This window comes from Niveispirillum sp. FG148 (genome assembly GCF_057809655.1).
The window spans coordinates 49683-61839 of the sequence record NZ_JBMDKJ010000036.1; the positions used below are offsets into that span (position 1 = coordinate 49683).

Annotated in this window: 8 protein-coding genes; 5 read left to right on the top strand and 3 right to left on the bottom strand. The window is 64.5% G+C overall.

Going from position 1 to position 12157, the window contains the following annotated elements:
- Positions 1-286: 286 nt before the first annotated feature.
- From ACODTW_RS24945 to ACODTW_RS24960, 4 genes are all read left to right on the top strand, one after another.
- The gene (locus ACODTW_RS24945; protein ID WP_488948845.1) at positions 287-2086 is read left to right on the top strand and encodes a DUF885 domain-containing protein; all 1800 of its coding nucleotides are present in this window, start codon (positions 287-289) and stop codon (positions 2084-2086) included.
- Between the two features lie 289 nt (positions 2087-2375).
- Positions 2376-3794, top strand: coding sequence for an amino acid permease (locus tag ACODTW_RS24950; RefSeq protein ID WP_488948846.1), 1419 nt, complete (start codon positions 2376-2378; stop codon positions 3792-3794).
- Positions 3795-3796: 2 nt separating this feature from the next.
- Positions 3797-6166: a beta-L-arabinofuranosidase domain-containing protein gene (locus ACODTW_RS24955; protein WP_488948847.1), complete on the top strand. Its 2370-nt coding sequence runs from the start codon at positions 3797-3799 to the stop codon at positions 6164-6166.
- A gap of 367 nt (positions 6167-6533) precedes the next feature.
- Complete coding sequence (locus tag ACODTW_RS24960; protein WP_488948848.1) at positions 6534-6716, top strand: hypothetical protein; 183 nt, start codon at positions 6534-6536, stop codon at positions 6714-6716.
- Positions 6717-6927: 211 nt separating this feature from the next.
- On the opposite strand, the gene ACODTW_RS24965 is transcribed toward ACODTW_RS24960, so the two are convergent.
- From ACODTW_RS24965 to ACODTW_RS24975, 3 genes are all read right to left on the bottom strand, one after another.
- On the bottom strand, positions 6928-7860 hold the full coding sequence (locus ACODTW_RS24965) for a Gfo/Idh/MocA family protein (protein WP_488948849.1): 933 nt from the start codon (positions 7858-7860) through the stop codon (positions 6928-6930).
- Positions 7861-8156: 296 nt separating this feature from the next.
- Positions 8157-9128: an AraD1 family protein gene (gene araD1 / locus ACODTW_RS24970; protein ID WP_488948850.1), complete on the bottom strand. Its 972-nt coding sequence runs from the start codon at positions 9126-9128 to the stop codon at positions 8157-8159.
- Positions 9129-9431: 303 nt separating this feature from the next.
- Positions 9432-10748 (bottom strand): sugar MFS transporter, encoded by a 1317-nt coding sequence (locus tag ACODTW_RS24975; RefSeq protein ID WP_488948851.1) that lies wholly within the window; start codon positions 10746-10748, stop codon positions 9432-9434.
- 110 nt (positions 10749-10858) lie between these two features.
- Between ACODTW_RS24975 and ACODTW_RS24980 the strand changes: the two genes are divergently transcribed.
- Positions 10859-12022, top strand: a complete 1164-nt coding sequence (locus ACODTW_RS24980) for an aldose epimerase family protein (RefSeq protein ID WP_488948852.1) — start codon at positions 10859-10861, stop codon at positions 12020-12022.
- Positions 12023-12157 lie beyond the last annotated feature (135 nt).

Here is a 12157-nt window from a genome sequence, read left to right on the forward strand (position 1 = left end):
CAGATGAACCTCGAAGCCTCTTCTACCGTCATCCCAGGGAAGGCCCATGAGCGCTAAGGTAGTCAATTGCACCTTCCTTGCCTCCCCCGCGAAAGCGGGGGTCCAGGGGCCAAGGGCACTGAAGCCTGGTTGCTTGTGGCCCCTGGATCCCCGCTTTCGCGGGGAAGGCACCTCATTCCAAGGGACTAACTTAGCGCCTATGGGCCTTAGCCGGCGTGACGCAAGCAAGAGCCAGCCCCATTCCCCCTAAGCCTGACAAACCCTATAAAACGGGAAAGAAGATCTGATGAGCAATCCCCGCATCCCCACCGCTTCCGGCCGTCTGCGCAGCCGCATGCTGGCCCTTGGCACCGGCATCAGCCTGGCCCTGCTGTGCGCGACCAGCGCCCTGGCCACCCCGGTTGACGACCTGCGCGCCACCCTGTCCGACTATGACAGCTTCCTGAACCAGGCCGATCCGATCGGCGCCGGACAGCGCGGCGATCTGGAAGCCGCCAAGCGCTGGCCCGATGACAGCCCCAAGGCGGTGGCCGACCGGCAGCGCGCCATCGCCCAGTTCCGCGACCGGTTGAACGCCATCCCTGCCGCCGGCCTGACGGGCCAGGATGCGCTGAACCATGCCCTGCTGCTGCGCCGCGTGACCCTGGACCTGGAAGGGGCCAAGTTTGACGAGGAGCGCATCCCCTTCAGCAATGACAGCGGCTTTTTCAGCGTGCCCGGCTATATCGCCGACGGCACCCGCCTGCACAATGCGGCGGAGGTGGAGGCCTATCTGGTGCGCATGGCCGGGCTTCCGGGCTATTACGAGACCGAGATCGCCAATATGCGCCGGGGCCTGAAGACGGGCTTCGTGCAGCCGCGCCTGATCGCGGAAACGGCCGTGCGCATGACCAAGGTGCTGGCCGAGGTGAAGCCGGAGGATAATGCCCTTCTGGCCCCGCTGAAGCAGCTTCCCGCCACCATCCCCGCCGCCGACCGCGAGGCGTACCTGAAGCGCGGGCTGGAGATCGTGAAGACCAAGGTGAAGCCGGCGGAACTGGCGCTGGTCGATTTCTTCGCCAAGGAATATCTGCCGAAGTCGCGACCCACGCTGGGCGCGTCGTCCCTGCCCAATGGCAAGGACTATTACGCCTACCGCGTGAAGCGGGAGACGACGACGACCATGACCCCCGACCAGATCTATGATCTGGGCCGGTCGGAGATCACCCGCATCCGGGCGGAGATGGACAAGACCATCAAGCAGACGGGCTTCAAGGGTGATTTCAAGGAATTCCTGGCCTTCCTGCGCACCGACCCGCAATTCTACGCCACCTCGCGCGAACAATTGCTGGAAAAGGCCAGCCGTCTGGCCAAGCGCATCGACGACAAGCTGCCCGAATATTTCAGCCTGCTGCCCCGCCTGCCCTATGGCGTGCGCCCCGTGCCGGCAGAGATCGAGGAGGGCTACACGTCGGGCCGCTACAATCCCGGCAGCCCGGAACAGGGCGTGGCCGGCGGGTTGATGATTAACACCTCGCACCTGAACATGCGCCCGCTGTACGAGATGCCGGCCCTGGTCGCGCATGAGGGCGTGCCCGGTCACCATTTGCAGATCGCCTTGGCCCAGGAACAGAAGGATGTGCCGCAGTTCCGCCGCCAGGACGATGTGACCGCCTTTGTCGAAGGCTGGGCGCTCTATTCCGAACAGCTGGTCGAGGATATGGGCATGTACAGCACGCCCTATGAGAAGTTCGGCCAGCTTTCCATGGAGATGTGGCGCGCCTGCCGTCTGGTCATGGATACGGGCATCCACTGGAAGGGCATGGGCCGCGAGGAAGCGGCAAGCTGCCTGCGCGACAACAGCGCGCTGGCGGAAAAGAACATCCAGAGCGAGACGGACCGCTACATCGCCTGGCCGGGTCAGGCCTTGGGCTACAAGATCGGTCAGTTGAAGATTTCGGAACTGCGGGCCAAGGCCGAAAAGGCGCTGGGGCCGAAATTCGACATCAAGCAGTTCCACGCCCTGGTCCTGAATGACGGGCCCATGCCCATGACCATGGTTGAACAGCGCATCGACGGCTGGATCAAGACGGCCGGGGGGAAGTAAGGGCGAGGGGGGGGGAAGGCGCCAACTTGCCCCCTGGCCCAACAGTGCCTTCCCCGCGAAAGCGGGGATCCAGGGGCCAAAGGCACCGGACGCCGTGATTATCCCCCCTGGCCCCCCGCTTTCGCGGGGGAGGCACTGTTGGACGAGGCCCGCAGGCAGTGCCCGACGCTTCCTCCTCCCCCCCCCAAACGACAGCAGTTGGAATCGTCGCGCAAAAGTCGGACAAGTTCCCCTTCAACCATGACCATGCCGGGCGAACCGGCGCTGAATTCGGACAGGAGCGAAGTGAATGAGTTTCTGGGGTCGTCGCAAGTCACTGGATTCCCAACTGCATGTCGATCATGACCGGCAACTCAAGCGCACGCTGAGCTGGCCGCATCTGATCGCGCTTGGCATCGGGGCCATCATCGGCACGGGCATCTATACGCTGACGGGGATCGGGGCGGAACGCGCCGGCCCGGCTGTCGTGCTGGCCTTTGCCGCCTGCGGCGTCCTCTGCGTCTTTGCCGCCTTGACCTATACGGAGATGGCGACGCTCGTGCCCGCCGCCGGCAGCGCCTATACCTACACCTATTCGGTGCTGGGCGAAGGCTTGGCCTGGCTGGTGGGGTGGAGCCTGGTGCTGGAATATGCCGTCACCTGTGCCGCCGTCGCCGTGGGCTGGTCGGGCTATATGGTGGGGTTGCTGGAATCGGCGGGCATCCATCTGCCGACCTGGATGCTGTCGGGGCCGCATGCGGGCGGGCTCATCAACCTGCCGGCCGTGCTGATTACGCTGGCCGTCACCGCCATGCTGGCACGCGGGGCCAAGGAAAGCGCCACGCTGAACATCGCCCTGGTGGCCATCAAGATCATGGCGCTGGCCGTGTTTGTCGGCATCGCGGCCCCGGCCCTGGTGCCCGATAATTTCAGCCCCTTCATGCCCTATGGCTTTGCGTCGCACACGGTTGACGGCCATGCCCGCGGCGTGATGGCGGCGGCCGCCATCGTCTTCTTCGCCTTTTTCGGGTTCGATGCCGTGTCGACTTCGGCCGAAGAAGTGAAGAACCCGACGCGCGACCTGACCATCGGCATCATCGGGTCCATGGTCGTCTGCACCATCATCTATATGATCGTGGCCGCCTGCGCCGTCGGCGCCTGGCCCTTTGCCGAGTTCGCCGCCTCGGGCGAGCCGCTGGCCTTCATCCTGCGCGGCCTGGGCCATCCGGGGGCCGCCTTTGGCATCGGGGCCGCCGCCATCATCGCCCTGCCGTCGGTCATCCTGGTCATGATGTTCGGCCAGACCCGCGTCTTCTTCGTCATGGCCCGCGACGGGCTGCTGCCCCGCAGCCTCAGCAAGCTGGACGCGCAGAAGCGCGGGCCGGTGAAGCTGACCCTGATCGTCGGCGCCTTTGTCGCCCTGGTCGGCGGCTTCTTCCGCCTGGACCAGATCGCCGAACTGTCGAATGCCGGCACCCTGACGGCGTTCATCGCCGTGTCGGTCTGCGTCATGGTCCTGCGCCGCACGCGGCCTGACCTGCCGCGCCTGTTCAAGTGCCCGGCCGTGTGGGTGGTCGCCCCGCTGGCCGTCATCGGTTGCCTTTATTTCATGATTAGCCTGCCCACGGGCACGCTGGTCCGCTTTGCCATCTGGAACCTGATCGGTATCGCCATCTATCTCGCCTATGGCCGCAAGCGCAGCCTGCTGGCCCAAGCCGAAGGGAAGTAACCATGTCCAACCCGCGTTCAACCCAGCACGGCCTGTCCAGGCGCCTGTTGCTGGGAACGGCCCCGGCTGTCCTGTTGCTGGGCACCACCCCCGTCCTTGCCGCCCCCTTCACCGGTGCCTTGAGGCCGAAAATGGAGCCGTTCCCGCTGTCGTCCGTGCGGCTGCTGCCGTCGCCCTTCCTGACGGCGCTGGAAGCGAACCGGGCCTATCTGCACAAGCTGGAACCCGACCGCCTGCTGCATAATTTCCGCACGCAGGCGGGGCTGCCGGCGAAGGGCGAGGTCTATGGCGGCTGGGAAAGCGACACGATCGCGGGCCATACGCTGGGCCATTACATGACGGCGCTGGCGCTGATGTACGCCCAGACGGGCGATGCGGAATGCAAGCGCCGCCTGTCCTACATCATCGACGAACTGGCGCTGTGCCAGGCGCAAAGCCCGGACGGTTTCGTCGCCGGCTTCACCCGCAAGAATGGCGACAAGATCGAACATGGCAAGCTGGTGTTCGACGAGGTGCGCAAAGGCGATATCCGCTCGCGCGGGTTCGACCTGAATGGCTGCTGGGTCCCGCTTTATACCTGGCACAAGATGTTCGCCGGCATCCTGGACGCGCAGGAACTGTGCAACCTTGACCACGGCATCCCCGTGGCGGAAAAGCTGGCCGCCTATATCGACGATGTCTTTGCCGGCCTGAATGATGAGCAGATCCAGAAGGTGCTGGACTGCGAACATGGCGGCATCAACGAGAGCTTTGCCGAGCTTTACGTGCGCACGGGCAATCGCCGCTGGCTGGCGCTGGCGGAGAAGATCTATCACCGCAAGGTGCTGGAACCGTTGAGCCAGGGCATCGATAGCCTGCCCAACATCCACGCCAACACCCAGATTCCCAAGATCATCGGCCTGGCCCGCCTGCACGAGATCACGGGCGCGGAGCGTCACGGCAAGGCCGCCAGCTTCTTCTGGGAGACGGTGACGCGGGATTATTCCTATGTCATCGGCGGCAATGCCGACCGCGAATATTTCCAGACGCCGCGGTCAGTGTCCAAGCACATCACCGAACAGACCTGCGAGAGCTGCAACACCTACAACATGCTGAAGCTGACCCGGCATCTCTATGCCGGCACGCCGGACGCGCGCTATTTCGATTATTACGAGCGCGCACATCTGAACCATATCATGGCGCACCAGAACCCGAAGACGGGCATGTTCGCCTATATGGTGCCGCTGATGTCGGGCACGCATCGGGAGTTTTCCACGCCGTTCGACGATTTCTGGTGCTGTGTCGGCAGCGGCATGGAAAGCCATGCCAAGCATGGTGAATCCATCTATTGGCAGGCCGGCGCGGATGTGACGGTCAATCTCTATATCCCCAGCACGCTGGCCGCCGGCCAGTCGACGCCGGGGCTGCGGCTGGAAACCCGCTATCCGTTCGCCGACGATGTGACCATCACGGTGACCAAGCCGGCGGGCAAGGGCGCCTTGATGCTGCGCGTGCCGGGCTGGTGTACGGGCGCGACGGTCGCTGTCAATGGCAAGCCGGCCGATGCCACCGCGCGCAATGGCTATATCCGCGTGTCCGGGCCGTTCAAGGCCGGCGACACCATCGCCCTGACCCTGCCGCGCAAACTGCGGATCGAGGCGACGGTGGATGACCCCAACACGGTCGCCCTGCTGCACGGGCCCTTGGTCCTGGCCGGCGATCTGGGCCCGGCGACGGAGACCTGGAAGGGTCTGCCGCCCGTGCTGGTGGGCAGCGACCTGCTGGCCGCGATGCAGCCCACGGGCGAGGCATCGGTGTTCCAGACAAAGGGCATTGTCCGGCCGGGCGACCTCACCCTGCGGCCCTTCACCTTCCAGCATGAACGCAACACCGCCGTCTATTTCAAGCGCTTCACGGATGCGGAATGGAAAGTCGAACAGGCGCGGTTCGAGGCGGAGCAGGCGCGGCTGAAGGACCTGCAGGAACGCTCGGCCGACATGATGCATCTGGGCGAGATGCAGGCCGAGCGCGACCACGACCTGGACGCCAAGATCTCCTACCCCGTCACCTATCGCGGCCGCAACGGCCGCGACGCCCGCACGGGCGGCTATTTCGAATTCACCATGAAGACGAAGCCCGGGCCGCTGGTGCTGCAGGCGACATACTGGGGGGAGGAGCGCAGCCGCAAATTCTCCATCCTGGTCGACGGTAAGGAGATCGCGAAGGAAGAGCTGAACGCCGAAAAGCCCGGCGAGTTCTTCGAACGCGATTACGCCATCCCCGAGGCCCTGACCAAGGGCAAGGACAAGGTCCGCATCCGCTTCGAACCGGAAACCGGCTTCTCCGCCGGCCCGTCCTTCGGCGTGCGCCTGTTCGCGGGCAAGGGGGCGTAAGGGGGGTGACGTTCGGAGCGGGTGGGGTGCCCGCTCCGAATGCGGATGGCCGATTAAGAAGTCATAAGTCGGCCTGGGATTGGGTTAACGTGATCACCCCATGTCGTCCTGACTTCTGCCAAGTCAAAAACTGACTGTCTCCGTCCTTCGAGAGGGGCGGATGTGAACACGGCGTGGAGATACTTCTCGACCGCTGATATAGAATTTCACGGGATGTGACAAACAAGCGTCAAAAATGTTAAAGGGCGACTGAGCCCGCCCCCAACCCCAAAATGGCAATATTTTTGCACTATTACTGAAACAAAATAGGCCTACACTATATCTAGTTTCCTTCCGGCACATTCCACCCTTAATGAAGGAGTGTGCCATGACCTACTTATCAATATTTGCCGCGATTGAACTGCTCCTCGTCGTCCTTGAGGCGCTGTCCAGCAGATTTGCCCAAAAGCTTCCTCTGGGCGGATCACATGTAGCGCAAATCGGCATCCTGTTCGGCGGCGGTTTTGCGCTGATCGAACTGTCGGAAGCGATCAATCACATATTCGAGTGACATCAGCGCGCCATTCAGTTCGGAAGACCGAATTGGTGGTGAGCTGATGTCGTTTCGAGTTTGTCAGCTTGATGTCGCGACACGCGTCACCATGGGGTGATTAAAAGCGCCAAGTCCGCCTCAATCGGCGCGACCAGGGCGGTATCCCCATGTTTGAGATGGTCCACTTACACTGACCTGTCGAGCAGCACGATTTGCATCGCTGCCCTCCCTACTCGTGGAATTCCGCCACTACCACCCGTTCGCCCAGCAGGAAGGCGTCGGCCACCAGCTGCAGGGGTGTCAGGTCCACATCCGACTGGCCGGCGGCGATCAACTGGGCGAAGCGGGCGTAGAGGCGGCGATATTCATGGTCGGGGGCGGCCAGACGCTGTTCGCCGGCAAAGCTGAGCCGGGCGCCGCCATCGGAGAGGACCAGGGGGCCGTCGGTCGTTTCGACACGGATGTCCCAGGTCTGCGGCCCCGTCTGGCGGAAATCGAAGGCCGCGCTTACGGGCACGCCGTCGCGGGTGGCCAGCGTCAGGTCGGCGGCGATGGGGGCCTGCTTGTTGGCGGGAAAGGACAGCACGGCCGACAGCGGATGCACGGGCGACGGCATGATGCGGGTCAGGATCGACAGGGCGTTGATACCGGGGTCGAACACGCCCAACCCGCCCGGCTGCCAGATCCATTCCTGGCCGGGATGCCAGCGGCGCACATCCTCCTTCCAGATGATTTCCACCGACAGGACCCTGGTGCCGGTCAGGATGTTGCGCGCCGTCTCCACCGCCGCCGCCTCACGCGAATGCCAGGTGGCGAACAGGGTCAGGCCCTTTTCCCGCGCCAGCGCGGCCAGCGCCACCACCTCTGATACCGACGCACCCGGCGGCTTTTCCAGCATGACATGGCGGCCGGCGTTCAGGGCGGCCGCGGCCTGGGCGAAGCGGCCCTGTGGCGGGGTACACAGCGTCACCGCATTCACGTCCGGCTGGGCCGCCAGCAGGTCGGCGATGTCGTGATAATGCGGCAGGTCGGGCAGGCCGGCATGGCGGCTGGCAATAGCGGCCAGCTCCATGCCCGGCGTGGCAGCGATGGCGGGCAGATGCTGGTTGCGGGCGATGGTGCCCAGGCCCACCAGACCCAGAAGGATATTGCGGTTGGTCATGTGGTTTCCTCTCGGGTGAGGCGGTGGGAGAAGTCTTGGACGGACCTTGAAGCCTCTCTACCGTCACCCATGCTGCGGCCCATAGGCGCGAAGTTAGCCTCTTGGAATAACGTGCCTTCCCCGCGAAAGCGGGGATCCAGGGGCCACAGGCAACAACGCTTGGGAGCCCTTGACCCCTGGACCCCCGCTTTCGCGGGGGAGGCAGGGAAGGTGCAATTGACGAAGTTAGCCTATAGGTGACAAACCGGGGTGACGGTTGAGGGAACCAATCCGTTTCACTTTATACCAGACAGACCCTAAATCGCCCGCACCGTCACGTCCCGCGCCAGCGCCCAGGCGATTTCATTGCGCACGGGCAGGCGGAAGGGGGCGGCTTCGATTTCGAAGATGTCGCCCGGTGCCGTCTTCACCCCGTCGCTGAAGGACAGCGTGGCCGTGCCGAAGAAATGCACATGCACGTCGCCGGGCCGGCGGAACAGGTCGTACTTGAAATGATGATGTTCCAGGTTGGCAATCGTGTGGGACATGTTTGCCTCTCCCGACAGGAAGGGCTTTTCCCACAGCACCGCGCCATCGCGGTGGATGCGGCTTTTGCCCTCCACATGCGCCGGCAACGCGCCCAGCAGCAGTTCGGCGCCGATGGCGGCCTGACGCAGCTTGGAATGGGCCAGCCACAGGTAATTGCCGCGCTCGGTCACATGGTCGGAAAATTCATTGCCCAGCGCAAAGCCCAGGCGGAACGGCGTGCCGTCGGCACCGATCAGGTAGAGGCCGGCAATCTCCGGCTCTTCGCCTGCATCCAGCGCGAAGGCGGGAGAGGTCAGCGGCGCATCGGGGCCGACCAGGATCTGGCCGTCGCCCTTATAGAACCATTCAGGCTGCACGCCCGTCTGGCCGGCCGGCGGCTTGCCGCCTTCCAGCCCCATCAGGAACATGCGCATGCTGTCGGTCTGGCCCTGCTGGGCCGCCTTGTGCATCTTGTCCCGGCCCTCCGCCGATCCCAGATGCGTCAGGCCCGTGCCCGCCACCAGCAGATGGGCCGGATCGGGATGGTCGATGGCGGCCAGCAGGGTGACCGACGACAGGTCCAGGTCATCCCCTGCCCCGCGCGCCGCCGCTTCACCGGCCAGGGTGCGGCCGGCGGTAATGGCGGCGTGGGCCAGATCCAGGGTGGAGGCGGCACCGGGCACGATACGGGCACCGGCATCATCCAGCAGGGCGACACCACGGGTGCCGTTGACGCTGAACTGGATCAGGGACTGAGACATGGGAACTCCTTGGGCGGACGCGGATGGGACGGGTCCGGGGTGAAAGGTCATGGCGGTGGGGTAGCCGCCCCCTTCGCCCGTCTTATCGTCCCTTCCCCGTCATCCCGGCGAAAGCCGGGACCCAGGGGCCCCAGGACGAACCGTTGACACAGCGTCAATCAAAGCCGTCGAAAGGTCGGGCGCTTGGCCCCTGGGTCCCGGCTTTCGCCGGGATGACGGGGGAGAGACGCCGGATGACGGAGAGAGAGGCAGGATGACGGGGAGAGGCGGATTGCCGGGGAAGAAGGGAGATCACCCCCCCCCTCAATCCTCCAGCCGATGTTCAACAGCGATGGCCGCCGTGGGTTTGGCACCCCAGAGCGCGTAGAACAGCACATACAGTTCGCACACAGCCGTCAGCAGGAAGGACCATTGCAGGCCATAGGCATCAGCCAACTGGCCCTGGAAATAGACGAGCGCGCCGCCGCCGATGGCCATGATCAGCAGGCCGGCCCCTTCTTCGGTCAGCGGGCCCAGGCCGCGGATGCCGAGCGTGAAGATGGTGGGGAACATGATGGAATGGAACAGGCCCACGGCGATCAGCGCCCACATGGCCACCGTCCCGCCCGTGAACACGGTCAGCAGCATGACGACGAAAGCGCCGATGGAGGCCGCGGCCAGCAGCGTTTCCGCCGCGATCCAGCGCATCAGGTAACCACCGCCCACGCGGCCCACCATCATCCCGCCCCAGAGCAGGAACAGATAGCCGGACGCCTTTTCATGGGTGATGTTGGCAATGTCGGGCTGGCTGATGAAATTGATGAACAGGTTGGCGACGCCGATTTCCGCAATCAGATAGATGAAGATGGCGGGGATGCCGAACACCAGATTGCGGTGACGCCACAGCGAATGCTTCTTGCGCTCCGCGGCATCGGCCCGGCGCGCCGTGGCGCTGATATCGGGCAGATGGGCCCGCGCAATGACCACGGCCAGGACCAGCAGCACGCCGGCCACGATCAGATAGGGCAGCTGCACCGACTGCGCATCGGCCAGACGTTCGGCCGCCGTCAGGGTGGTGCCGGCCTCTGCCGTGCCGCTGGTCGACCGACCCAGGATCAGATAGCCGCCGAACAACGGGGCCAGCGTCGTGCCGGCCGAATTGCAGGCCTGGACCAGATTGAGGCGCGAGGACGCCGTTTCCGGCGGGCCGACGACCGCGACATAGGGATTGGCCGCCACCTGCAGCAGCGCAATGCCCGCCGCCACGATGAACAGGGCCACCAGCGTCACCTCATAAGAAGGGATGCGCGCGGCCGGGATCATCAGCAGCGACCCGCCGGCCATGGTCAAGAGACCGATGACCATGGCGCGCTTATAGCCGACACGCTCAATCAGCTTGGCCGACGGCACCGACGCCACCAGATAGGCCACGAACCACACCGACTCGATCAGGGTCGCCTGGCCATAGGTCAGGTCGAAAACACTGCGTAAATGCGGCAGCAGCGTATTATTGATGACGGTGATGAAGCCCCAGATGAAAAACAGGCTCGCCAGCAGGGCCAGCACGGATGTGTATGATTTCTGATGCGCAGCGCCGGTTTGGGCGGCGGCGGCGCTGGTCTGCGTGGGGGCGACAGGCATCTTGGTGCTTTCCCTCTTGGCGTCTTCGTTTGTTATTTGTATGAGTATATACCAACGCCCCGCCGACGCGGTCAACCGCGCATGCGCCCCCTTCCGGAGGAACCCAGAGAATGTCCAGCCGTCCCGCCGCCTTGCCGCTGAAACCCGCCCTGGCCATGGCGCTGTGCGCCGGCATGGCGTTCACGGCCGGTGACGCCGCCGCCGCGACGGCCGCGCGTGCGCCCTTCGGCGCCCTGTCCAATGGCGCCAAGGTGGAGGCGGTGACCCTGTCCAATGCCACCGGCACCAGCGCCACCATCATCACCTATGGCGCGACGCTGCAGGCGCTGAAGACGCCGGACCGCAGGGGGCAGGTGGCCGATATCGTGCTGGGCCATGACAATCTGACCCCCTATGAGCTGACGCCCAATTATTTCGGCGTCACGGTCGGCCGCTATGCCAACCGCATTGCCGGCGGCCGCTTCACGCTGGATGGCAAAACCTATCAAATACCGCTGAACGACAAGACCAACTCGCTGCATGGCGGCGGCAAGGGCTTTGACAAGCAGGTCTGGACCGTCACCGACGTGAAGAACGGCCCCACCGCGTCGGTCACCCTGACGCTGGACAGCCCCGATGGTGACCTGGGCTATCCGGGCCGGGTGCAGGCCAAGGCCACCTATGCGCTGGATGATCAGAACAACCTGACCATTGTTTATGAGGCGGCTACCGACAAGCCGACCATCATCAACATGACCAACCATGCCATCTTCAATCTGGCGGGCGAAGGCAGCGCGCTGGGTGTACTGAACCATCGGCTGACCATGCCGGCCAGCCATTACACGCCCGTCAATGCCGCGCTGATCCCCACCGGGGAACTGAAGCCCGTCGATGGCGGTCTGTTCGATTTCCGCAAGGGACGGACCATTTCCGACGGCATCCGCGACGGGCGCGACCCGCAGATCGTGGCGGGCCGCGGCTATGACCATAATTTCGCGATCGATGCCGGGCTGACGGCCAAGCCCAAGCTGGCGGCGCGGCTGGAGGACCCGGACAGCGGCCGCGTGCTGGAGGTGTTTTCCACCGAACCGGGCCTGCAGCTTTACACGGGCAATTTCCTGGACGGCACGCTGATCGGCAAGCAGGGCCATGTCTATCGCATGGGCGACGGCATCGCCCTGGAACCGCAGAAATTCCCCGACGCCCCCAACCAGCCCGGCTTTGTCTCCGCGCGCCTGGACCCGGGCAAGCCCTATCGCCACGAGATGAGCTTTCGGTTGTCGGTGGTGAAGTGAGGGGGGCCATTTTGCGCGTCCTTATGCTGCGGCCCAGAGGCGCAGAGTTAAGAGGCCCGTTACCTCTTTTCAGCCCGTTCTTCCCGTCATCCCGGCGAAAGCCGGGACCCAGGCGCAGAGCGGCGTCTGCCGCGA